The sequence below is a fragment of the Salinicola sp. NYA28a genome, assembly GCF_976982775.1.
Window position 1 is genome coordinate 3,611,827 of sequence record NZ_OZ334582.1, and the last position, 23,635, is coordinate 3,635,461.

The following is a 23,635-nucleotide window of genomic DNA, read 5'->3' on the forward strand; positions in this document are numbered from 1 at the left end:
CTCAGCGTGCCTGGCGTTGCGGCAGTTCCAGCGCGTCGACCAGTGCCGTCAGGGTCGGGCCGATCGGCGCGCTGATCTTGAGATCGAACAGCTCATCCGCCCGCGTCTTGCCGAGATTGACGCAGGCAATCGGCTTGCCGCGTTTGGCTGCCTGGCGGGCGAAGCGAAACCCCGAATAGACCATCAGCGACGAGCCGACCACCAGCATCCCCGAGGCCTCCTCCAGCGCCTGAAAGGCCTGTTCGACGCGGGGCCTGGGCACGTTGTCGCCGAAGAACACCACGTCCGGCTTGAGAATGCCGATGCGACAGCGATGGCAGTTCGGCACTTCGAACGTCGAGAAGTCGTAACCGTCGAGATCGGCGTCACCGTCCGGCCCCACCTCGGCGCTCAATGACAGCCAGCGGGGATTACGCAGCGCCAGTTCGTCGTGCAGCGCGTGACGCATCAGGGTCGCGCCACAGCTCATGCACTTCACCACGTCGGCCTGACCGTGCAGATCGATGACGCGGCGGGCGCCGGCGCGTTGGTGCAGGCCATCGACGTTCTGGGTCACCAGCGAGGTGATTCGCGACTGGCGCTCCAGTGCAGTCAACGCCGCGTGTGCCTTCCCCGGATGAGCGGCCGCCAGTGCCCGGAACCCGACCAGACTACGGGCCCAGTAACGTTGCCGCACGCCGTGGCTGCCCATGAAGGCCTGGTGACTGACCGGCGGCGGCCGCTTCCAGTCGCCGCGCGCATCGCGATAGTCGGGAATGCCGCAATCGGTACTCACCCCGGCCCCCGTGAGCACGAACAACCGCGGATGACGCGACACGAACTCGGCCAGCACCCCGATATTCTGACTGATACCTTCGAACCCGGTGTTTTCCATCGAAAAACGTTTCCTGTCGAATCTCATTGCTGGTTTTACCCTAGCCGATCCCGTCATCCGACACCTGCAAGATGCAGGTCTCGCGCACCGACATCGCAGAGGGCGCTCGACCTCGGCTAGAATGGGGCCTCTTCCCGCCCACGCCGCAAGGACACCCGCTCATGGCCTGGTTGGAGTACGTGCTGCCGCTGATCTTTCTCGCTCCTTTGGGCGCCGCCGCCCTGGTGGCGATCACCCTGCGCGACGTACAGACCGTCGGCCTTCGCTCGCCGCATGACGGCAAGCCCATCCGCGAGATCGCCCAGGCCCATCGCGATCGTCTCGAGAAAGCCCGCATGACATTCTTCCTCGATGCCACGCTGGCGCCGACGCTCACCTTGATGCCACTGGTCTACGGCATGGGCCGCATGCTGTTCGCCGAAAGGCAGAGCTGGCTGGAGTGGTCGCTGTATGGCGTCGTCAGCACGCTGCTGGCCATGCTGTTCTGCTTTCTGATCCTGCGCGACGTGCAGCGTCTCCGTCGCCTGACGCGCAGCCTGGCCTGCGAGCTGGCGGTCGGCCAGGCGCTGGATCATCTGATCCGGCCGCTGGCCAAGCCCTACTTCGTCTTCCATGATTTTCCCGCCGACAGCTACAGTATCGACAACGTGCTGGTAACGCCCCAGGGCGTGTTCGTGATCCAGACCGTGGCCCGCGACTTTCCGCTCGATCTCGAGGGTCACCCCATCAACACCGTCTCGGTGGAAAACGAACGCCTGCGCTTCCGCGGCTGGAGCGAACGCCAGGTCCTGCGCAAGGTTCGGCTGTCGACGGTCTGGCTGCGCCAGTGGCTGTCGCGCCACGCCAAATTGAGCGTGCCGGTGAGCGGCATCCTCGTGCTTCCGGGCTGGATCATCGATGACGAAACCGAGCACCTCGGCGACAGCCGCGATGTCCGTGTGGTCGACGGTGCCGATCTCGCCACCCAGCTCGGCACCGCCCAGGTCGAAGTCATCGACGACGCCCAGCGCCAGCGTCTGGTGGATACCCTGAACGCCCGCTATCGACACTTCGAGAGCAAGCGCCAGTCAACCGACGGAGCCTGAAAGCCTCCACCTCGAACTTTCCCCAAGGGATTTTCCAGAGAGCGCTTAAAAAAGACCTTCTCAAAGACGCCCAAAAACTTTCCCACAAGCCAGGAGACGCCATGCCCCGTTCCGATTCCCGCCCCGATTCTCGTCACGATTCCCGCTACGATGTGCTGACCTTCGGTGAAGCCATGGCCCTGTTCGTCGCCGACGACGACGGCCCGCTGGACCAGGTCACGCGATTCCACCGCCGCACGGCCGGTGCCGATACCAACGTGGCGATCGGGCTGTCACGACTGGGCTTCGACGTGCGCTGGCTCAGTCGCGTCGGCGCGGATCACAACGGCACCTTCCTGCAGCGGGCGCTGGAGGCCGAAGGGCTGGACTGCCGCCACGTGCAGCGCGATGCCGTCCACTCCACCGGCCTGGTCTTCAAGGAGCGCGCCGTCGACGGTGCCGATCCTCACGTCGAGTACGCTCGCCGGGGCAGCGCGGCCAGCTACCTCAACGTCGCCGACAGCGAAGGCGTGGCGCTGGAATCCGCACGTCACCTTCACGCCACCGGAATCCCGCCGGCCATCTCCGAGTCGGCGCGAGAGCTGTCGTTCCATCTGTTGCGTCGGGCTCGCAGTGCCGGCCTGTCGATCTCGTTCGATCCCAACCTGCGGCCCAGCCTGTGGCCCAGCGAAAAGGTCATGATCGAGACGCTCAACGCGCTGGCCGCCGAAACCGACATCGTCATGCCGGGGCTGAGCGAGGGGCGCTTGCTGACCGGCCGCGAAACGGCCTACGACATCGCCGGAGACTATCTCGACCGGGGCGCCAAGGTCGTGGTCATCAAGCTGGGGCCGGAAGGCAGCTACTTCCGCACCGCCGATAGCGAAGGCACCGTGGAGGGCTCGCCGGTCAAGCAGGTCATCGACACCGTCGGCGCCGGCGACGGCTTCGCGGTGGGCATCGTCAGTGCCTACCTGGATGGGCTGGACTGGCGGGCCGCGCTGCATCGCGGCAACCTGATCGGCGCCCGCCAGGTGCAGGTCATCGGCGACATGGAAGGCCTGCCCAGCCGGGAACAGCTGGTCGCCATGGAACGCAGCGGCGAGGCGATCTAACCCGGCACGGGATCGTCGCCGCGAACCTGCCGGCTCGTAGCGTGCGGCTTCGCGTTCAAGCGATCGCGGAGCCCCGCCAGCACCGCAGGCTTGAGCGCTCCCAGCGCTTCGCCGGAGAGCCCGCTGAGAACGATGAGCCGCGTCTGGCGGCGCTGCCGATAGTCCTCTCGCCCTTGAGAATAGCCCGGCCGCCCTTGGGAATAACCCAGCCACAGCGGCAGCTCGACGGCGCGCATCGTCGACGGTTGCACGCGCAGCGACCAGCGGCGTGGCCGAGCCAGCCGCTCCCAGAGCCACCAGCGCTCGAACTGGGAAAGCGTCGGTCGCTGGCCGCCGCCGAGCGCTAACGCCTTGTCGTCCTCTGCCGGCTGCAAATCCAGCTCCCCCGCCACCAACAACGCCCGAGGCAGGTTCTCGGCGGCCAGGAGCCAGGCCAGCGGCGTTGTCGCCTCGCGGCCGATCGCCACGGCCCACAACGACAGCCACGCCGGTTCGAACCGCTCGGCGCCAAACCGGCGCAGCCTGGGTTCGGCGTCGGTAGCGTTCACGCGCCGGGGCAGCCGCAATAGCGGTTCCGGCGGCACGGCCTTCAGCTCATCCATTGGCCCAGCCCTGCAAGAGCCCCAGCACGATCAGCGAGACGAAGAACCACACCACCAAGCCGATGCAGCGACGCCGCGTCAGGCGGGCATCACGGCCGATCTCGGCGGCACCGTCATGGCGCCCCTTGAGCATCGCCTGCATGTCCGGCGCGGTTTCGTCGATCACCACATCCGACAGCTGAGCCGCCGACGGTGCCGGTGCCGTCAGGCTCACCAGGTAGCCGACGACCACCGACACGATCAGCCCGACGAAGTTCTGGTAGAGCCAGGAGATGTCCGTCTGCGAGACGGCCCACACCGCCGCCATGCCGAGGACGATACCGGCGACCGCCCCGCGCCCATTGCTGCGATGGCTGAGCACGGCCAGCAGGAAAGTGCCCAGCAGCGCCCCGTAGAACCAGGAACCGATGCGGTTGACGGCCTCGATGACCGGCCCGAGGTTGCCGGCGAAGAACGCAAACATCGTGGCATAGAGCCCCCAGAAGATGGTGGCCCAGCGCGACGCCTTCAGATAATGCTTCTCGTCGGCATCGGGCTTGACGTAGCGGGCATAGAAATCGCGAACCGTCACCGCGGAGAGCGAATTGAGCGCAGAGTCCAGGCTAGACATTGCCGCGGCGAAGACACCGGCAATCACCAGCCCGGTAATCCCGACGGGGAAAGCGTTGACCACGTAGCGCGGGAACAGCTCGTTCAGGTTGTCCGGTGCGGTCAGGCCATGCTGCTGGTAGTAGGCCGCCAGCATCACGCCGATGAACAGAAACAGCAGCATCTGCGGCACCAGCAGATAGCCGCCGATCAGCAGCGAACGCTGCCCTTCGGCGATCGACGGGCTGGTCAGCACTCGCTGGATCTGACTCTGGTCGGTACCGAAATAAGCGATATGCATCACCACGCCGCCGATCAACCCGGCCCACAGCGAGTAGGTCACGGTGGGGTCGAGCGACAGATCGATGGTGTCGAACATGCCGTTGGCGGCGCCGTAGGCGAACACGTCGCTCCAGCCGCCGGGCAGGCTCGAAACCATCAGCACCATGCTCAGGATCGCCCCCAGCCACAGCACGAACATCTGGATCACGTCGGTCCAGATCACCGCGCTGATCCCGCCGAGCACGGTGTAGCTCACGGCGATCACCGCCATCAGCACGATGGTCAGATTGACATCCCAGCCGGTGACGACCGACAGCACCAGCGCCGGCGCGTACAGCACGACGCCGGTGGCGAGACCGCGGGCGATCAGGAACAGCAGCGCGGCCAGCGACCGAGTCAACGCCCCGAAGCGGCGTTCGAGCAGCTCGTAAATGCTGTAGATCCCGGCACGGTGAAAGATCGGCACCAGAATCACGATCAGCACCGCCATCGCCAGCGGTACGTTGATGAACGTCGCCAGACGCTCCAGCCCGCCTTCGAATCCCCAGCCGGGGGCCCCGATGAACGTGATGGCACTCGCCTGCGTCGCCATCACCGACAGCCCGATCGCCCAGCCGGGAATCTTGCGACCGCCGAGGAAGTAGTCCTGCGTGCTCTCCTGATCCTTGCCGAAGCGGGCGCCCACCCAGGCAATCCCCACCACGTAGACGATCAGAACGACGGTATCCCACCAGGTAAAGGCTCCCACATCCGTGTCCTCGCTTTTTTGTTATCGACAAAATTGAGCGTAGCACGTCGTTTCCGCGATGACCGGCCCCGCTCGCCAGGAGGCGGAAACGAAAAGCCCCGGCCAAGTGGCCGGGGCAAGGGTGAGTCGCACGAGAGCGGATCAGCCTGGCGGCTGCTCGGGGCTGTCGGGCATGTTGATGCTGCCCGGCTCCATCCGGTTGAGATGCAGGAACTGCAGATGGCGCTCGTACTGGTCGAGAATGTCATCGATGACCTGCTCGCGGGTATACCCCATAAGGTCGTAGCCCTGACTCCCTTCCAGCAGATACACCTCCAGACGATAGTAGCGGCTGCTGCTCCGCGGCGTCCGCATGGCGAAGGATGGCGTGGAGAACGGATGCGTCCAGATCTGGTAGGCAAAGTTCTGCTCGTTACCGAGATCGACGTAGAGCGACAGATAGTCGTCGTCGTTCTGGGTGCCATCGCTGATGTCGACCTGAACGCCCTGCTTCAACAGCTCTTCACGCACCGCTTCCATCGCCGGGCGCCCGGTCTCTTCCAGGAACTGCTGCGCCTGCTGGCGATTGGGGAAGGACATGGCGCGCTTGAGTCGCATCTTCCAATCATAATGGCGATCACGGCCACCGGAGGACATGCGCCCCGACAGCGAGCCGGACAGGCTCAGGCGATGGCTGTCTTCCTTGAACGCCTCGACCTTCAGTGCCTTGTAGAGCCCCGCGATCATGAAGAACAGCACGATCGAGAAGGGCAACCCGGTGATGACCACCGCGCTCTGCAGCGTCGACAGGCCACCGGCGAGCAGCAGCGACAGGGTCAGACCCCCGATCACGGCCGACCACAGGATACGCATCCAGATGGGCGCATCGCTGTTGACGTCCTTGAGCTTGGAGGTGAAGTTCGACAGAACCAGGGCCCCAGAGTCACCGGAGGTGATGAAGAACACGATCGCCAGGATACTCACGGCAACGGTCGTGATGACCGGGAACGGATACTCCTGCAGGAACAGATAGATCCCCGCCGGCGGCGTCTCCATGACCTGTTGGCCGAAGTCCGTCGCCCCGTTCATCGCCATGTCGAGGGCGCTGTTACCCAGGATCGACATCCAGATCATCATGAACGCGATCGGCAGCGTCAGGGTGCCGGCCACGAAGGTCCGAATCGTGCGGCCACGAGAAATGCGCGCCAGGAACAGGCCGACGAACGGGCCCCAGGCGATCCACCAGGCCCAGAAGAACAGGGTCCAGCCGTTCAGCCACTCCGTCGGGCGATCGAAGGCATAGGTGTTGAACGACATCGAGATGAAGTTGGACAGATAGTCACCGACGTTCATCACCAGCGCGTTGAGCAGAAAGACCGTCTTGCCGGCAAACAGCACGAACAGCAATAGCGCGATGGCCAGCAGGACATTGAACTCGGAAAGCCGACGGATCCCTTTCTCGACGCCAGTCACCGCCGAAATGGTGGCGAACAGCACGATCAGCAGCACCAGAATGGTCTGCGTCCAGGCGCTCTCCGCGATGCCGAACATGAAATTCAGCCCGTAGTTGAGCTGGATCACACCGATCCCGAGACTGGCCGCGATGCCGAATACCGTCCCCAGCACGGCGGCGATATCCACCACGTGGCCGATGGGGCCGTAGATCTTCTTGCCGAAGATGGGATAGAGGGCGCTACTGATGGTCAGCGGCAGGTTGTGACGATAGCTGAAGAAAGCCAGCGACATCCCCACCAGGGTATAGATGCCCCACCCCGAAAGCCCCCAGTGCAGGAAGGTCAGCTGCATCGCGTGGCGCGCTGCCGCGACCTGGTCATCGGGGGCATTGGGCGCGTTGTAGAACTGGGTCAGCGGCTCCGCCAGGGCGAAGAAGATGACCCCGATCCCGATACCGGCGGAGAACAGCATTGCCGACCAGGAGAAGATGTTGAAATCGGGTCGCGAGTGCTCGGGCCCGAGACGAATCTTGCCGAAGCGGGACACCCCCACGAACAGCACGAACGCCAGATAGATGACGACCGTCAGAAAGTAATACCAGCCGAAGGTGTTGGAGATCCAACCCAGCAGCGCATTGATGATGCCGCTGGCTTGCTCGGTAGCGATCATCGCCCACAGAGAGAAGAGGACGATACCAATGACCGACCCATAGAAGACGACTGGATTCAGTCTGTCCTCGGTCGTGGAATTATTATCGGGGCTTGTGCTCATGCGGCTCCCATCATGTTCAGATAGTTTGCGTTGACGAGAGATCAGGGCGCCCCGGAAGCCCGTACCGGCCTGCGGGGGTCGCTGCGCGATAATGGCCCTTCACTCGTTTCCGTTTTACCGCCGCGAGGCCTTGCGACCTCGGATCGAGTCAAATCGAATTCGGTCGCTGAATCCATCGCTGTCTTCAACGAAAGCCGCCGACCCGACCCATTCTCCCCGGCCTCTTGCCTTGCCATGCGAGGCGCCTGACCGGAGAGCCACTACCACTGCCGGTGCTCCTGCGAACGCCCGATATCGGGTGAGCCAATGCTTGAACTATGATCCATTGCCGCACAAATGCGAGCGCTATTTACCGCTCGAATTCACGGCTCTCCACTTCGGAGGCCCGGCAGGTTGGCACGCAGTTTCGGCGTGCGCTGACGCCGGCGCCATTCGGTATCGACGACGCTACCGATGACGTGATTTTTTATTGATTGACCGTTCAATTAAAATACGGCGTTATGGATCAACTTTCAACAGCCGTACTGCCAGACTCTCACGCAGCCGTGACGGCCCGAGCGCCAGAAGCGACGACGCCGGATTCGGATCCGACGCCTCAATGGGAAGAAAATGGAAGGGAAAGAGAGATGAAAAGGGAACGAGGGGGAATTATTCAGCCTTGAGGCGTCCGCCCATTTCCTGAGCGAGCTCGACGGCATAGTGGTCGGTCATGCCACCGATGAAGTCGAGCATCCGGCGGTAACTGTCATACAGGGGCCAGTTCGGCTTCGGCGTATTTTCGCCGATCAGCGCCAGCACACGCTGATGCTTGAAGGACGATTGGCCAGTGTGATGCAGCTCGTGGGCTGCCCCGATGAATGCCTCGAGCAGGATGCCGAGCGTGGTGTAGGCGCCGATCTCGAGCTTGGCCTTGCGCTCGTTCTGGAAGATGCGCTCGCGGGCCAATTGCTTGGCCGAGGAGACGCCCCAGGTCAGGTCCGGGTGGCACAGCTCGAGCAGATCATCGTTCAGCGTGCCATTGAGCAGCGCCCTTTCGTGCTGGACGAAGACATCACCGACTTCATTGACCGCCCGCTCCATCGCCGCTCCGCGAAGCGCCGCGATCCGTCGACGCTGGGATACACCATCGACGGCCATCTGCTCGTAGCCGGCCGGCGGCTCGCCGGCGATCTGCAGCAGTACCTGCGCGACTTCCTCATAGCGCAGGATGCCCATTTCCAGCCCATCCTCCAGATCGAGCAGCGCATAGCAGATATCGTCCGCGGCCTCGACCAGGTAGGCCAGCGGATGCCGACACCACTTCGACTCGTCGACCGCCTTCAGCCCCAGACGCTCGGCCACCTCGACCAGTAGCTGCTTCTCGGACTGGTAGCAACCGAACTTGCCCATCTGGCCACCGTGCTCGACCGTCCACGGATACTTGAGCAGGGTGCCCAGCGTCGCGGCGGAGAGCCGCATGCCGCCCCGAAACTGGTTGTACTCGATCTGGGTCACGACCCGGAAACCCTGGGCGTTACCCTCGTAGGTCAGCAGGTCGCGGCGCTGCGCGTCGTCGAGCCCTTCCAGCAGGCCACTGCCCTGCAGCTCGGCCCACTTGAACCAGTCTCGTATCGCGTACTCGCCGGCGTGGCCGAACGGCGGATTGCCAATGTCGTGCCCCAGGCAGGCCGCCTGGACGATCACGCCGAGATCGGCAGGCGTCACCCAGCCCGGCAGGCTGTCGCGCAGCTGCTCGCCGACGATCATCCCCAGGCTGCGGCCGACGCAGCCCACCTCGATCGAATGCGTCAACCGGGTGTGGATATGATCGTTGTCGGTCAGCGGGTGGACCTGGGTCTTGCGCCCGAGCCGGCGGAAGGAGCCGGAGAAGACGATGCGATCGTAGTCCTTGTGGAAAGGGCTACGACCGATTTCACCACGCGAGGTCCGGGCATCGTGCAGACGGACGGGATCGAGCAGGCGCTCCCATTGCATGGTGGTCATCGCGGTCTCCGTTAACAGTAAAGGCAGCTTCGGGCTTCGGGCTTCGGGCTTCGGGCTTCGGGCTTCGGGCTTCGGGCTTCGGGCTTCGGGCTTCGGGCTTCGGGCTTCGGGCTTCGGGCTTCGGGCTTCGACCGACTAGGATGCCGCCCGGGTCGCGGAAAGAAAAGCACCCACGCCCGGCTTGCGGCCCATCATCCCTGCTCTTGGCTCTTGGCTCTTGGCTCTTGGCTCGCAGCTCGCAGCTCGCAGCTCGCAGCTCGTCGCTATTCTTTCACGTCCATGTACTCGCGCGCCCAGATCCGATACTCATCGACCGTCGAATAACGCGTCGACAGCTGCGAGGCATCCAGATCGTTGGTGGCGATGTCACGCTGCTCGCGCAGGCAGTCGTAGGTCGCCTTGATCGCCGCGAAGTAGGCCGCGTGGCCGTTGACGACGATGCGCACGCCGAGCTTGGCCAAACGTGCACGATCGCGCAGCGCCGGGTTGTCGTAGGTGACCAGCATCAAGGGCACCGTCAGCGGGGCGGCGAGCGTTTCCAGATGCTCGAAATCCCGCACGCCGACTAGGCAGATGGCATCGACACCGGCGGCCTGGTAGGCACGAATGCGCGCGATGGCGGCATCGTCGTCGAGCTGGCCGGCATGGGTGCGCGCGATGATCGACATGGCAGGATCGATACGCGCCTCGAGTGCCGCACGCATCTTGCCGACCCCCTCTTCGACCGGAATCAGATCGGTCGACTTGTGGCCGTACTGCGCCGGCAGCAGGGTGTCTTCGATGGTCAACGCCGCCACGCCGGCACGCTCGAGTTCGGTGATCGTACGCATCACGTTGAGCGCGTTGCCGTAGCCATGATCGGCGTCGGCGATCACCGGCAGGCGGGCCACGCGGCCGATGCGGGTCGCCTGCTCGACGAACTCGCTCAGCGTGATCAAGGCGAAGTCCGGTGCCGCCAGTACCTGTAGCGAGGCGACCGAGCCCCCGAGAATGCCGACTTCGAAATCGAGATCGGCGGCGATACGAGCCGACATCGGATCGAAGACCGACGCCGTGTAGTAGCACGCGTCGCTGGCCAGCAGCTTGCGGAACGCGTTACGTAAATCGTGTTGCGAGGGGGTTGTCACGAAACACTCCTGTCTCTATCACCCTTGCGGGCTTTGCTTCCCAGAGGACCTGTCTTTCATCCTGGAAACATGGTTTTCATGAAGGCGCTGCTTTCGCCCTTGGCACAACTCGGGCGCCCGCCGATAGCCGATGAAACCGCGATGAAGGCATCGGCGCGGACCGACAATCCTACCACTAAAGTTGGAGAAACGACGCTGGTACCGGGGCGCCGCCTGACGATCGATGAATGCCATGCATGATGACCGTGAGCGCGCTTCATTGGCCGAAATCCCCTCCAACCCGCATCATTAGCGGCCTCAGTATCGTTATTGGATCCACGTGCCACCATCGGGTCGGCGTCTCTCGAAAGGAAATCTCATGTCGCAAACGCATCCCCCATTCCGAGCCGATATCGTCGGCAGCTTTCTGCGCCCGGCCGCACTGAAGGAAGCCCGCGTCCAGTTTCAGCGCGGCGCCATCGACGCCTCGGTACTTGAAAAGATCGAGGATGAGGAGATTCGTCGCGTGGTCGAACAGCAGGAAGCCGCCGGTCTTCAGGTGGTGACCGACGGCGAATTCCGCCGTGCCTGGTGGCACTTCGATTTCCTCGAAGAGCTCGATGGCGTCACGGGATACCAGGGCGAGCAGGGCATCCAGTTCCAGGGCGTGCAGACGAGTGCCAAGCAGATCCGCGTCGACGGCAAGGTCGGCTTCAACCCCGAACATCCGATGCTGGATCATTTCCGCTATCTGGCCGGCGTCGCCAACGTCATGCCCAAGATGACGATCCCCAGCCCCAGCGTGCTGCACTTCCGTGGCGGTCGCAAAAAGATCGATAGCGGCGTCTATCCCAGCCTGGATGCCTTCTTCGCCGATACCGCCGACGCCTATCGCGATGCCATCCGCGCATTCTACGAGGCCGGCTGCCGCTATTTGCAGCTGGACGACACCGTCTGGGCTTACCTCTGCTCCGAGAAGGAGCTGCAGGCCGCGCGGGATCGCGACGACGACCCGGACCAGTTGCAGGCGATCTACGCCGAGATGATCAATCACGCCCTGGCCGACAAGCCGGACGACCTCTATGTTTCGCTCCATGTCTGCCGCGGCAACTTCCGCTCGACCTGGATCAGCGAAGGCGGCTACGAGCCGGTGGCGGAGACACTGTTCGGCAAGGTCGGCGTGGATGCCTGGTTCCTCGAGTACGACAGCGACCGTGCCGGCAGCTTCGACCCGCTGCGCTTCATTCCGGAAGGGCACCAGCAGGCGGTGCTCGGCCTGATCACCACCAAGGTGGGCGAACTCGAGGATCCGCAGGCCGTCCGGGCGCGTCTCGACGAGGCCACGCAGTTCGTCGACAAGCAGCAGCTCTGCCTGAGCCCGCAATGCGGCTTCGCCTCCACCGAAGAAGGCAACAACCTTGCCGAGCAGGCGCAGTGGGACAAGATCCGGCTGACGCTGGAGATCGCCAACGCCTACTGGGGCCAGGGCTGAACGCCCGGAAGATCGGCCCTGCCGGGGAGATGCAACGTCTCCCCGGCAGGGCCGCCGGCTAGCGGGGCTCGCTTTCGTCGTGGCGAATGAGCGACCCCAGCAGGCGGCTGAGAAAGCCTTTCCGCTCGGGATCGGGCTCCTGCTCGATCAGCGCTCTGGGATCGATGCTCTCCCGGTCGATATGCACGAACGCCGCCTGAAAGGCCGGTAACGTCAACCTGCCTTCGCTCAGCTGCGCCGTGAATCCGGCCTGATAGATGATCTCGCCGGCCCCGGCCGGCAGACTGGTGGAACGCGATTCCTCGGTAAGGTTGAAGACCACCAGGATCGCCTGATCGTGAGAGACCCGCAGCCAGCCCAGCAGTTCGTCGTCGAAGTCGCTCAGGATCAGCGTCCCGTCGACCATCGCCGATTGAGACTTGCGCCAGCGCAGGAACTGCCGCGTCACGTTCAGGGTGCTTTCCGCATCGGCATGCTGCTTCTCGACCGACAGCTGGCGATGATGCCCGTCCACCGGCAACCACGGCTCCACCGACGTGAAACCGCCATGCTCGCCGCTCTCCCACGGCATCGGCGTGCGGCAACCGTCGCGCCCCTTGTACTCCGGCCACAGCGCCAGCCCATACGGGTCGACCAGCCGCTCGTAGGGTACGTCCGCCTCCGGCAGCCCCAGCTCCTCGCCCTGATAGAGACAGATGCTGCCATAGAGCGAGCAGAGCATGACCGTGGCGACCTTGGCCACCAGCGGCCCGTGCTGCTCCAGGTTTTCATGTTCGGTCCAGCGGGACACGACGCGCATGACGTCGTGATTGGAGAGCGCCCAGCACGGCCAGGCATCGCCCGCGTAATACTGGAAATGCTCGATGATGTCGCGCAGCCGCTGGGCGCTGAATTCGGCATCGAACAGGTCGAAGGTGTACGCCATGTGCAGGCGGTCATCGCCGATGGTGTACTCGACCATGCGCTCCAGCGGCCTGTCGTCGGAGATCTCTCCTACCGTCATGGTGCCGGGATACTCGTCCATCAGCGCGCGCAGTTCGTTCAGGAACCCGATGTTCTCCGGTTGGCTGATGTCGAACTGATGCCGCTGCATCGAATAGGGGTTCGATGCCGGCACGCTGGGGGTCTTCAGCTCGCCGCTGCCCAGCGCCGGGTTGTCCTGCAGCCCCAGGCTGTGGAAGTAGAAGTTCGAGGTATCCAAGCGGAAGCCATCGACGCCGAGATCGAGCCAGAAACGGGCGTTATCGAGCTGTTCCTTGCGCACCGCCGGGTTGTGGAAGTTGAGATCCGGCTGGCAGGACAGGAAGTTGTGCAGGTAGTACTGGCGCCGCCGGCTGTCGAAGGTCCAGGCGCTGCCGCTGAAGAACGACAGCCAGTTGTTCGGCGCCGTGCCGTCGGGCTTGGGGTCGGCCCAGACGTACCAGTCGGCGCGCTGGTTATCGCGGGAGCTTCGGCTCTGCAGGAACCAGTGGTGCTGATCGGAGGTATGGCTCAGCACCAGGTCGATGATCACTTTCAGCCCCAGGCCGTGGGCACGCTCGAGCAGCATCTGGAAATCGTGAAACGAGCCGAACATCGGGTCGACGCCGCGATAATCGGTCACGTCGTAGCCGAAATCCTTCATCGGCGAGGGAAAGAACGGTGAAATCCAGATCGCATCGACGCCCAGTTCGGCCACGTAGTCCAGCTTGGCGGTGATCCCGGGAAGATCGCCGATGCCGTCGCCGCGCGCATCCATGAAACTTCGGGGATAGATCTGGTAGATGACGCTGCCACGCCACCATTGGGTCGAGTCGAACATGGAACTCCCCACGTTGGTGAATATTGATCATGGCCTTCAACCTGCCAGGACGATGCCCGGCGATCCACCGGACGTCGCCCGAACGCGTTCGGAGACTCGACCCGCGAGCCTGCGGCTCCGCCGGCTGACAGGCCGACGAACGGTAGCCACGGCAATGATGACGGAGCGCTCCCGGCGCTATTCGTCGGCCAGTGCCGGCAACAGCACCTTGACCTTGCGCGTCAGCGTATTGCGCCCCCAGCCCAGCAGTTCGGCAGCCTCGCCCTTGCGTCCGCCGGTATGCTTCAGGGCGGTCTCGATCAGGATCCGCTCGAAATCCGGCACCGCCTCTTCGAGCAGGTGCGTGTGACCCGAGGCCAATGCCCGATCGGCCCATTCCCGGAACGCGTTGCGCCAGTCGCCGCTCGGCGTCTCGCTCCCTTCGAGTTCGCGCAGCTCCGGCGGCAGGTCGTCGACCAGCACTTCACGGCCGGAAGCCATCACGGTAAGCCAGCGACAGGTGTTTTCCAGCTGTCGAACGTTGCCGGGCCAGGGTAGGCGTGTCAAATGCGTCTCGGCCTCCTTGGTCAGCACCTTGGACTCGGCCGAGAGCTCCTTGGCAGCCTCGGCGAGAAAGTGCTGGGCCAGGCGCGGAATATCCTCGCGGCGCTCTGACAGTCGGGGCAGATGGACGCGAATCACGTTGAGCCGGTGGAACAGATCCTCGCGGAAGCGCCCATCCGTCACCAGTTTTTCCAGGTTCTGGTGCGTCGCGGCGATGATCCGCACATCCACCTTGACCGGCACGTGCCCCCCGACCCGGTAGAACTCGCCGTCCGCCAGCACGCGCAGCAGGCGCGTCTGGGTATCGGCGGGCATGTCGCCGATCTCGTCCAGAAACAGCGTGCCGCCATCGGCCTGCTCGAAACGCCCGCGACGCTGGGCGGCAGCACCGGTGAACGCCCCCTTTTCGTGGCCGAAAAGCTCGGATTCCATCAGATCCTTGGGGATCGCGGCCATGTTGAGCGCGATGAACGGGTGTCCGCTACGCGGGCTGTGCTGGTGCAGCGCCTGGGCGACGCGCTCCTTGCCGGTGCCCGATTCGCCGTTGATCAGGACCGTGATGTGCGACTGCGACAGCCGGCCGATCGCCCGGAACACCTCCTGCATCGCCGGCGCTTCACCGATGATCTCGGCGGACAGACCCTCCGGCATCGCCGCGGGAGAACGCCGCTCGCGGGCGTGCGCCACCCCGCGCCGAACCAGCGCCAGCGCATCGTCGACATCGAACGGCTTGGGCAGGTATTCGAACGCGCCACCCTGATAGGACGCCACGGCGCTGTCCAGGTCGGAGTGCGCCGTCATCACGATCACGGGAAGGTCAGGATGCATCTGGCGGACCTTCGCCATCAGATCGAGCCCGTCGAGCCCCGGCATGCGGATGTCGGTCAGCAGCACGTCCGGCGGGTTGCGTTCGATCGACTCGAGCGCGGCATCGGCCCGCTCGAAGGATTGCACTTCCAGATCCGGCTGTGCCAGTGCCCTTTCCAGAACCCAGCGAATCGCACGATCGTCATCGACGATCGCGATACGGGCGACTTCAGTCATGGCAGTTCTCCAGCAGAACGGTGAATCGCGCTCTCAGCGACTTCGGTACTCTCGATAACTTCGGTACTCGCGACAACTTCGGTACTCGCGACGACAGGGATCAACGGCCCGCGCGCACGACCCGGTCGAGGCGCTCGCGTACGAAGCAGGGATGCGGTCGATCTCACTGCTGCACCTCGAACGGGATCAGCAGTCGGAACTCCGTGGCGCCCGGTTGGGATTCGCATTCGATCAGCCCCTGATGCTGATGCAGGATCGACTGCGCGATCGACAGCCCCAGGCCGCTACCCTCGGCACGACCGGAGACCATGGGGAAGAACAGCGTCTCCCGGATGTGCTCCGGGATGCCGGGGCCGTTGTCGACGATCGCGACTTCACACACCAGCCGGTGGCGCTCGGCGCCCAGGGTGAACTGACGACGAACCCGGGTACGCAGCAGCAGACGCGGCTCGGGCGTGCCGAACTCTTCCATGGCTTGAACCGCATTACGCGCAATGTTGAGGACGGCCTGAATCAACTGCGGCTCGTCGCCGACCAGATCCGGCATGCTGGGGTCGTAATCGCGCTCGAAGCTCAGTTGATGATGCTCCGCCTCGAGCAGCGCCCGCACTCGTTCCAGCACCTTGTGCACATTGAGCGGCTCGTGGTGCACCAGCGTATTGGGGCCCAGCATGCGATCGACCAGATCCCGCAGGCGATCCGCCTCCTCGACGATGATTCGGGTGAATTCGGTCAACTGCGGATCGGGGAGATCCCGCTCCAGCAACTGCGCGGCGCCGCGGATGCCACCCAGTGGATTCTTGACCTCGTGGGCGAGGCCGCGCATCAGCACCTTGACCGTCTCCTGGCGTGCGATCAGCGCCTCCTCGCGGGAAATTCGCAATAGCCGATCCCGCGGCTCGATCTCGAGCAGCAGTTCGCGGCTGGTGATCGGCGTCGCGGTGAAATCCACCGTGATCACTTCCCCGGCGGTCAGCACCATCGCCGCTTCCCGCTGCGTGTAGGGATGAAACTCCTGCATCGCCTTGAGCAGTACCTGTCGGATGCTGCCGTCCTCGCCGTTCAGGCACTCCAGCCAATGGCCGACCACCCGGGGCCGGCTCGCGGCCAGTAGCGCCTCGGCGGCAGGGTTGAGCCAGCGCACGTGCAGATGCTCGTCGAGTAGCAGGACGGCGGTCGTCAAGTGCTCCAGCAAACGTTGATACATGCGTCGTTCCATCGTGGTGATCCGGTATGTGCTTATACAGTGCAAAAACCGCGCCACTCCCCGATTTCGCTCAGGACCGGGAAACGCTCAATAGCAACCAAGTCTTCATTCACCAAAATGGTGCAATTCTCAAATCGCTGCCTATCGATTATTCGAATTCGGGTTATTGGGATTGGCGGGCAGGTTGACGCTGGCCCGCTGGACGTAGAGCGTCACCGCTGGCGTCGACAGCCGCACCTGGCCCTGAGCGTCCAGCAGCTCAGCCTGGATCTGGTGCTCGCCGCGCTCGAGCTGGCTCAGCGCGAACACGCTGGTATGCATCGGCGATTGACTCACCTTGCCGTCGACCCGGAGCTGAACCCGGTCGCCCGGCTGCAGTTCGGGCTCGATCGCCAATTGCACCTGAACGTTGCCGCCCTGGCCGGTCGGCAGGGTCTCGCCATTGCTCGGGCTGGTGATCGCAAAGCGCTCGTAGTCGACCGCCGAAGGCGATGTCGGCGTCGACTCGGCCGGGCGCGAGCGGCTTTCGACCTCTGCCGGATCGACCACCGTAATGGGCTTGAGATCGACCCGGTTGCCCTGTCCGGGCTCGTCGCTATAGACCACGTTGCCGTTGGCATCGACATGCCGATAGACCGGGGCCGCCAGTGCCGGCAACGCCACAATCAGCGCCGCCACACCGCCGACCATCCACCCAACCCGTCGTGCTTGCATCGTTATCCTCTCCTTGTTGCCACCGATCATGACACCGGTTTATCGGCCGATACCGGCCAGGGCCTGAATGTGTCCGGCTCGCCTTGGCCCCCGGTGCCTCCCTACGCCCGGGCCGACGGACTCCTCGTGCAGATCTTTCGGCAAGAGGCCAAGAGCCGGCAAAAGCAGAACCCTCCACGAACGAAAAAGCCCCACCGAGGTGGGGCTTTTTGTCAGGCCAAGGTGTGAACCTTAGACACTGTAGTAGAGGTCGAACTCGACCGGATGCGTCGCCAGACGCAGGCGCTCGACGTCTTCGTTCTTCAGCTCGATGTAGGCATCGATCATGTCGTCGGTGAACACGTTACCTTCGGTCAGGAAGGCGCGATCGGCGTCGAGTGCTTCCAGCGCCTGATCGAGGCTGGTGGCCACGGTCGGGACCTTCTTGCCTTCTTCCGGCGGCAGATCGTACAAGTTCTTGTCCATGGCATCGCCAGGGTGAATCTTGTTCTTGATGCCGTCGATACCGGCCATCAGCATCGCCGCGAACGCCAGGTACGGGTTGGCGGTCGGGTCGGGGAAGCGAGTCTCGACGCGCTTGCCCTTCGGGTTGGAAGTGTACGGAATACGAATTGACGCAGAGCGGTTACGCGCACTGTAGGCGAGCATGACCGGCGCTTCGAAGCCCGGCACCAGACGCTTGTAGGAGTTCGTCGAAGCGTTGGTGAAGGCGTTCAGCGCGCGTGCGTGCTTGATGATGCCGCCAATGTAGTACAGCGCCATTTCGGACAGACCGGCGTACTCGTCGCCCGCGAACTGGTTGGTACCGTCCTTCCAGAAAGACTGGTGAACGTGCATCCCGGAACCGTTGTCACCGACCAGCGGCTTGGGCATGAAGGTTGCCGTCTTGCCGTAGGCGTGCGCCACGTTGTGGATGACGTACTTCATCTCCTGAACTTCGTCGGCCTTCTTCACCAGGGTGTTGAACTTGACGCCGATTTCGTTCTGACCGGCGTTGGCCACCTCGTGGTGATGCACTTCGACGCTCTGGCCGATCGCCTGCAGCGTGTTACACATTGCGCTGCGGATATCGTGGAAGCTGTCGACCGGCGGCACGGGGAAATAACCACCCTTGACGCGCGGACGGTGGGCCAGGTTGCCACCTTCGACCTGACGATCGGTGGACCAGGCGCCCTCTTCGGAAGAGATCTTGTACATGGAGCCTTCGATATCGGTCTTCCAATGCACTTCGTCGAAGATGAAGAACTCGGGCTCCGGACCGAAGAAAGCGGTGTCGCCCAGGCCGGTGCTGTTCAGATAGGCTTCGGCACGCTTGGCGATGGAGCGCGGATCGCGCTCGTAGCCCTGCATGGTGGCCGGCTCGATGATGTCGCAGCGCAGGATCAGCGTGGAGTCTTCGGTGAACGGATCGAGGAAGGCAGTCCCGTCTTCCGGACGCAGAATCATGTCGGACTCGTTGATGCCCTTCCAGCCTTCGATGGAGGAGCCGTCGAACATCTGACCATCTTCAAAGAATTCCGCATCGACAGCACTGGCAGGAATCGTGACGTGCTGCTCCTTGCCCTTGGTATCGGTAAAGCGCAGATCCACCCACTTGACGTCGTGTTCTTCGATAAGGGCGAGGGTTTTCTCAGACATGTTGTCCTCCACTGTGAGCCATGGCTCGATTCGTTGGCGAATATCCAACACCGTTTTTTGGCATGTGTGTTTTGTAGCACGAAGTTAGCGCTCTTGCCCACGCGCACACCGTTTTTACATAGCTATGCAGAGAATGTGCCAAAATGAAGCAGGACAGTGAGCGACTGATATAACCGCATGACGAGAAAGATAATTTTAACATCCATTCGTAGGCTAAGCGGCGACTGAATGCACGCAAACCGTTCATCCCGCCGGATCACGAATCGCTGAAAGCACCAACTTGGCGCACCACTTCACCCATATGCACTAATATGGAGCATTGAGTCGTCGCCGGAAACTTTGCCGAAACCCGATAGGCGACGGATACTGTTCGTACGCGCCGTGACTCATGGCGATCAATGACTCAGTAATGGAACTACCCATGCCCAGGCTGGATCGCACACAGGATGTGGTACAGCGCCTACGCGGTCACTGGCGTCTCAATCTCAGCGAGCCGCTATGGGGCCGAAGCGCTATTCTGGCACTGCGCCGGGTACTGGATGATGAAGCCGAGGCACGCCTGCCCCACCGCGCCGATTGGTGTCTGGGCCCGGACAGTTTTCAAAAGCTGCTGGAAAGTCTCAGCGACAGCGCGCAGATCGTCAGTCTGGAGAGCGTGCTGCAGCTTCATCACGATCAGTTGCCCCGCATCGCACTCACGTTCGACGGCGGCTGGCGTGACACGCTCAAACAGGTTGCACCCACGCTGGAACGCATGGCACTGCCGGCCAACGTCTTCCTCCCCTGCCCGGTCACTCAGCGAGCCTGGAGTTCCTGGCATGAAGCGTTCGGCGAAGCGCTATGGCATGAAGACACGGCCGAGCGTGCCGCCCAGCAGCTGGTCGAAGCCGGCCTGCCCGCGCCGCCGATTGTCGCCGGCAGCCGGGACGAGCATTACAGTCAAGCGATCAAGACTTACGTTGACGAGCTCGACCAGTCGTACAAGCCGGCGACGCTGTACGCTGTCGCCGCGACGCTGGGTAACGAAGCGATTTTCTCCGACGAGACGTTGGACGCGTTCAGCATCCGGCGGCTCGAGCAAGGTGGGCTTTTCCGTTTCGGCAGCCTGATGCCGCCACGATTCCTGACCCAGGACGCCCGGGCGCTGGCCCAACTACGCGAGAGCCAGCACCAGCTGGCCATTCTGTGCCGCCATCCGTTGCCCATCGCCGCCTATGCCGGTGGCGGCGAGGACGACGACCTGGCACGGCTCGCGACCGGCGCGGGCATCGAACACGTGCTGACTCGCCGTACGGGCTGGCTGGAGCCACCGGTCGATACGGTACTCCTGCCCCGTTTCGTCATTACCCAACCGGTCGCCAACAGCCCCGGGCGGCTGTTCGACTGGCTGCTGGGCAACCTGCGCTCCTGAGATTGCCGCAGAGCCCGGCTTCAAAGCTCGGGAATGTCGAGCTTCGGCCACCGTCGTTGCCACCCCTTAGCGGCAACACGGTGCCGAAACACCTCGCGATCGCCATGCCGAGGGTTGTGCGTGACCCGCCCGGCCAGCAGCGAGGCCACGCCGAACGGCGCGATCAGGCGGAGGCAATCATCATCGCCCAGCGTGACGCCCACCGCAGTTTCACGTTCGACCCAGACACTCAGCGCTTCCTCTATAGATTCATAGGGACGATGCCCGTGGCGCTCGTGCATTCGCGCCTGGTTCTTGACCGACCAGGGCAGCGTCGAGGCGCGTTGCAGGCGCTGTTCGTACTTGCGATCGGCGCGCTTGCCGGCATGGACCGAATCGAAATAGGCCGGATCGAAATAGATCAGATCGATATCGTTCAGCGGCGTGGATGGCGAATAGCCGTGCAGGCGGTCCCAGACCAGATTGCGCACGAAGCCGGCGGCCAGGCACCAGTCGGGCAGGCACAACGACCGCGCCTGGCGCAGCGCCTCCATGCGCCAGACGTCGGCACGAACCCACTCGCCTATCTGCTCAGCGTCTTCCACGGGATCCTCGCAAGAATAAAAACCGCTATTTTTCAGCTAGTTGTGATGACAATAAAAGGCGCGCCAGAACCGGGTCCGGGGCAAACGACCTTCTCTCGCGCCCGCAGGATCGCCGTGAAAAAAGATCTTGCGCTACGTCGATAGACTAAAGTAGCCAGTGTCGCGCGCTTGCCTGTACAATGCGCGCCCGACCCTCCTACTCAGTGCCCAGGGGACTCGTCGATCCAGCGCAGAGCGTGGATCATCGACTTAGGGGCTGTCGGCGTTTCATGCACGGCCGCGCCGGAGCCAGTTTTTGTGCGGGGCAAGGCGTGAGGAGCGCAGTTTGGTCATTCCAAATGCACGACGAATAACGCAGCAACGTGCAAAAATTGGCCCGGCCCTTCGGGTTGCGCGGCAAATGGCGCCATGCGGCGTTGCGGGATTGGAAAAGGGAAACACCCTTCTCTGCATCCCGCGCCTGGCCTGGCGCCATTTGACCCAGCAACGCGGTTCGCGCTGAAACGTCAACAGCCCCTAGACATGGGCGCACACATTTTACGATGGAAACCGCCCCATGAGTGACAACGCCTCTAACGCTCGCATCGAGAGCATTAGGAACATTGCCATTATCGCCCACGTCGACCATGGCAAGACGACACTGGTCGACAAGCTCCTGAGCCAGTCCGGCACGCTGGATCGCAAGGCCGAAGGCCAAGACCGGATCATGGACTCCAATGATCAGGAGAAGGAACGCGGCATCACCATCCTGGCCAAGAACACCGCGATCCGCTGGAATGACGGTAACGGCCGGGACTACCACATCAATATCGTCGACACCCCGGGACACGCCGACTTCGGTGGCGAAGTCGAACGCGTCATGTCCATGGTCGACTCCGTACTGCTGCTGGTCGATGCCGTCGACGGCCCGATGCCGCAGACCCGCTTCGTGACCCAGAAAGCCTTCGCGCAGGGGCTGAAGCCGATCGTCGTGGTCAACAAGATCGACCGCCCCGGCGCGCGCCCGGACTGGGTCATCGACCAGATCTTCGATCTGTTCGACAACCTCGGCGCCACCGACGAGCAGCTCGACTTCCCGATCATCTACTGCTCGGCGCTCAACGGCATCGCCGGCATGGAACCGGATCAGCTCGCCGACGACATGACGCCGATGTTCAAGAGCATCGTCGACATCGTCGAGCCGCCCAAGGTCGAACTCGACGGCCCGTTCCAGATGCAGATCTCCGCGCTGGACTACAACAGCTACGTCGGCGTCATCGGTCTCGGCCGCATCAAGCGCGGCAGCGTCAAGCCCAGCCAGCAGATCAGCATCATCACCAAGGAAGGTGCGACCCGTAAGGGCAAGATCGGCCAGGTCATGACCCACATGGGTCTGGAGCGCGTGCAGACCGAAGAAGCCACCGCCGGCGACATCGTCTGCATCACCGGTATCGACAATCTGGCGATTTCCGACACGCTGTGCGACGTCAACGTCGTCGAAGCGCTGCCGCCACTCTCCGTCGACGAACCGACCGTCTCGATGACTTTCCAGGTCAACGACTCGCCGTTCGCCGGCAAGGAAGGCAAGTACGTCACCAGCCGCAACATCAAGGATCGTCTCGACCAGGAGCTGATCCACAACGTGGCGCTGCGTGTCGAACAGGGCGAGTCCGCCGAGAAGTTCAAGGTTTCCGGGCGCGGCGAACTGCACCTTTCGGTGCTGATCGAAACCATGCGTCGTGAAGGCTTCGAGCTGGCCGTCGGCCGCCCCGAGGTCATCATCCGCGAGATCGATGGCGTCAAGCAGGAGCCGTACGAAGAAGTCATCATCGACTGCGAAGAGCAGCACCAGGGCGCGGTCATGGAAGAGCTCGGCTATCGCAAGGGCGAGATGACCAACATGAACCCGGATGGCAAGGGTCGTGTGCGTCTGGACTTCATCATCCCCGCGCGCGGTCTGATCGGCTTCCGTGGTCAGTTCCTGACGCTGACCTCGGGCACCGGCATCCTGACCAGCCGCTTCGATCATTATGGCCCGTTGAAGCCGGACGCCTCCATCGAGCGTCGTAACGGTGTGCTGGTCTCCATGGTCGGCGGCAAGGCACTGGCCTACGCGCTTTACGCGTTGCAGGAGCGCGGCAAGCTGATCATCGATCACGCCACGGAAGTCTACGAAGGCATGCTGATCGGCATCAACAACCGTGCCAACGACATGGTGGTCAACCCGACCAAGGGCAAGAAGCTCGACAACATGCGCTCGACGGGTAACGATGAAAACATCGTGCTGACGCCACCGATCAAGTTCACGCTCGAACAGGCGATCGAATTCCTCGATTCCGATGAACTGGTGGAAGTGACGCCAAGCCATATTCGTCTGCGCAAGAAGCACCTGACCGAAAACGAGCGCAAGCGAGCCGGCAAGAAAGGCTGATCACGCGCTGCTGCAGCATCCACGACACCCGCCATTCGGCGGGTGTCGTCGTTTGGGGCCGATAGCGTTGACTCTTCGTACTTCAAGAAACACGACTCATGCCGATAGACGGCTGTACAATCGGCAACATCCCGGGTACCCAGGTAATGGCAACCGTCGTTCATCGTACGTCGCCGTACCGACGTGGGTATCCCGCCGTAGGCAGTACAGATACAACGATACAG

At 63.2% G+C, this 23,635-nt stretch carries 18 protein-coding genes; 6 read left to right on the top strand and 12 right to left on the bottom strand.

Annotated elements, in window-relative coordinates; genetic code table 11:
- Position 1: 1 nt before the first annotated feature.
- Positions 2-874, bottom strand: coding sequence for an NAD-dependent protein deacetylase (locus ACWHY3_RS16285; RefSeq protein WP_303853841.1), 873 nt, complete (start codon positions 872-874; stop codon positions 2-4).
- 161 nt (positions 875-1,035) lie between these two features.
- Here ACWHY3_RS16285 and ACWHY3_RS16290 point away from each other — a divergent pair, with 161 nt between their 5' ends.
- A complete protein-coding gene (locus ACWHY3_RS16290; RefSeq protein WP_448126993.1) occupies positions 1,036-1,959 on the top strand; it encodes a nuclease-related domain-containing protein in 924 nt (307 codons plus the stop codon).
- Positions 1,960-2,060: 101 nt separating this feature from the next.
- On the top strand, positions 2,061-3,053 hold the full coding sequence (locus ACWHY3_RS16295) for a sugar kinase (RefSeq protein WP_448126994.1): 993 nt from the start codon (positions 2,061-2,063) through the stop codon (positions 3,051-3,053).
- Here the strand turns inward: ACWHY3_RS16295 and ACWHY3_RS16300 are convergent.
- The 5 genes from ACWHY3_RS16300 to ACWHY3_RS16320 all read right to left on the bottom strand — a co-directional run bounded on the left by ACWHY3_RS16300 (position 3,050) and on the right by ACWHY3_RS16320 (position 10,588).
- Positions 3,050-3,655 carry a hypothetical protein gene (locus ACWHY3_RS16300; protein ID WP_448126995.1) on the bottom strand — a complete coding sequence of 202 codons (606 nt, stop codon included), beginning with the start codon at positions 3,653-3,655 and terminating at the stop codon, positions 3,050-3,052. The two genes, ACWHY3_RS16295 and ACWHY3_RS16300, sit on opposite strands and share 4 nt — an antisense overlap.
- A complete protein-coding gene (locus ACWHY3_RS16305; RefSeq protein WP_087720090.1) occupies positions 3,648-5,273 on the bottom strand; it encodes a sodium:solute symporter in 1,626 nt (541 codons plus the stop codon). The genes ACWHY3_RS16300 and ACWHY3_RS16305 overlap by 8 nt, the downstream gene beginning before the upstream one ends.
- Before the next feature lie 141 nt (positions 5,274-5,414).
- A complete protein-coding gene (betT, locus tag ACWHY3_RS16310) occupies positions 5,415-7,478 on the bottom strand; it encodes a choline BCCT transporter BetT (protein ID WP_448126996.1) in 2,064 nt (687 codons plus the stop codon).
- 648 nt (positions 7,479-8,126) lie between these two features.
- The gene (locus ACWHY3_RS16315) at positions 8,127-9,461 is read right to left on the bottom strand and encodes a deoxyguanosinetriphosphate triphosphohydrolase (RefSeq protein WP_448126997.1); all 1,335 of its coding nucleotides are present in this window, start codon (positions 9,459-9,461) and stop codon (positions 8,127-8,129) included.
- Between the two features lie 263 nt (positions 9,462-9,724).
- Positions 9,725-10,588: an isocitrate lyase/PEP mutase family protein gene (locus ACWHY3_RS16320; protein ID WP_303853834.1), complete on the bottom strand. Its 864-nt coding sequence runs from the start codon at positions 10,586-10,588 to the stop codon at positions 9,725-9,727.
- A 78-nt stretch (positions 10,589-10,666) separates the two neighbouring features.
- On the opposite strand from ACWHY3_RS16320, the gene ACWHY3_RS16325 reads away from it, so the two are divergent.
- Positions 10,667-10,828, top strand: coding sequence for a hypothetical protein (locus ACWHY3_RS16325; protein WP_448126998.1), 162 nt, complete (start codon positions 10,667-10,669; stop codon positions 10,826-10,828).
- Between the two features lie 118 nt (positions 10,829-10,946).
- Positions 10,947-12,059 (top strand): cobalamin-independent methionine synthase II family protein, encoded by a 1,113-nt coding sequence (locus ACWHY3_RS16330; RefSeq protein WP_448126999.1) that lies wholly within the window; start codon positions 10,947-10,949, stop codon positions 12,057-12,059.
- Between the two features lie 58 nt (positions 12,060-12,117).
- Here ACWHY3_RS16330 and ACWHY3_RS16335 read toward each other — a convergent pair whose 3' ends face one another.
- From ACWHY3_RS16335 to glnA, 5 genes are all read right to left on the bottom strand, one after another.
- Complete coding sequence (locus ACWHY3_RS16335; RefSeq protein WP_448127000.1) at positions 12,118-13,860, bottom strand: alpha-glucosidase; 1,743 nt, start codon at positions 13,858-13,860, stop codon at positions 12,118-12,120.
- Between the two features lie 177 nt (positions 13,861-14,037).
- The gene (gene glnG, locus ACWHY3_RS16340; RefSeq protein WP_087720096.1) at positions 14,038-15,447 is read right to left on the bottom strand and encodes a nitrogen regulation protein NR(I); all 1,410 of its coding nucleotides are present in this window, start codon (positions 15,445-15,447) and stop codon (positions 14,038-14,040) included.
- Between the two features lie 163 nt (positions 15,448-15,610).
- The gene (glnL, locus tag ACWHY3_RS16345; RefSeq protein WP_448127001.1) at positions 15,611-16,654 is read right to left on the bottom strand and encodes a nitrogen regulation protein NR(II); all 1,044 of its coding nucleotides are present in this window, start codon (positions 16,652-16,654) and stop codon (positions 15,611-15,613) included.
- A 141-nt stretch (positions 16,655-16,795) separates the two neighbouring features.
- On the bottom strand, positions 16,796-17,368 hold the full coding sequence (locus tag ACWHY3_RS16350; protein ID WP_332780191.1) for a DUF4124 domain-containing protein: 573 nt from the start codon (positions 17,366-17,368) through the stop codon (positions 16,796-16,798).
- Positions 17,369-17,599: 231 nt separating this feature from the next.
- A complete protein-coding gene (glnA, locus tag ACWHY3_RS16355) occupies positions 17,600-19,006 on the bottom strand; it encodes a glutamate--ammonia ligase (protein WP_448127002.1) in 1,407 nt (468 codons plus the stop codon).
- Between the two features lie 421 nt (positions 19,007-19,427).
- Between glnA and ACWHY3_RS16360 the strand changes: the two genes are divergently transcribed.
- Positions 19,428-20,417, top strand: a complete 990-nt coding sequence (locus ACWHY3_RS16360) for a polysaccharide deacetylase family protein (protein WP_448127003.1) — start codon at positions 19,428-19,430, stop codon at positions 20,415-20,417.
- Positions 20,418-20,437: 20 nt separating this feature from the next.
- Here ACWHY3_RS16360 and ACWHY3_RS16365 read toward each other — a convergent pair whose 3' ends face one another.
- The gene (locus tag ACWHY3_RS16365) at positions 20,438-21,001 is read right to left on the bottom strand and encodes a nucleotidyltransferase family protein (protein ID WP_332780188.1); all 564 of its coding nucleotides are present in this window, start codon (positions 20,999-21,001) and stop codon (positions 20,438-20,440) included.
- 556 nt (positions 21,002-21,557) lie between these two features.
- Between ACWHY3_RS16365 and typA the strand changes: the two genes are divergently transcribed.
- A complete protein-coding gene (gene typA, locus ACWHY3_RS16370; RefSeq protein WP_322528122.1) occupies positions 21,558-23,411 on the top strand; it encodes a translational GTPase TypA in 1,854 nt (617 codons plus the stop codon).
- Positions 23,412-23,635: the final 224 nt, after the last annotated feature.